Source organism: Arthrobacter sp. JCM 19049 (assembly GCF_001310435.1).
In genome coordinates this window covers 1-517 of sequence record NZ_BAXF01000961.1, presented here as the reverse complement: position 1 = coordinate 517, position 517 = coordinate 1, and the positions used below count along the sequence as shown (strand labels likewise).

The 517-nt window shown below is 67.9% G+C and carries 1 protein-coding gene; it reads left to right on the top strand.

Annotation, left to right across the window (positions count from 1 at the left end; translation table 11 throughout):
* Positions 1 to 453, top strand: a 453-nt coding sequence (rfaE2, locus tag JCM19049_RS17345) for a D-glycero-beta-D-manno-heptose 1-phosphate adenylyltransferase (protein ID WP_279403538.1), incomplete at its 5' end; no start/stop codon positions are given.
* Between the last annotated feature and the right edge of the window lie 64 nt (positions 454 to 517).

Sequence of the window (517 nt, the reverse complement as noted above, 5' to 3'; positions counted from 1 at the left end):
CCGGACCCGTGGCGGGTCATTGAACAGGTGCGCGGTGCAGAGGGGACCGTGGTCGCCACCGGCGGCTGCTTTGACCTGCTGCACGCCGGGCACACCCGGACCCTGCAGCAGGCCCGGGCGATGGGTGACTGCCTGATCGTGCTGCTGAACTCGGATGAGTCGGTGCGCCGGCTCAAGGGCAGCACCCGACCCATCATTGCCGGAGACGACCGGGCCGAGCTGCTGCTGGCCCTGGACTGCGTGGACGCGGTGGTGATCTTTGACGAGGACACCCCGCACGCGGTGCTGGAACAGATCCGGCCAGATATCTGGGTCAAGGGCGGGGACTACGACGCGCAGACGCTGCCGGAAACCCCGCTGATTGAATCCTGGGGCGGGCGCAGCGTGACCGTCCCCTACCGGGTGGCGCGCTCCACCACGTCGCTGGCAGCCGCGCTGGCCCGGGTCGGCTAGCCCCGACCAGGATCAGCGGCACAAGAATACCGAACAACCACTACCGCAAGGAGTTAGTTTTGTC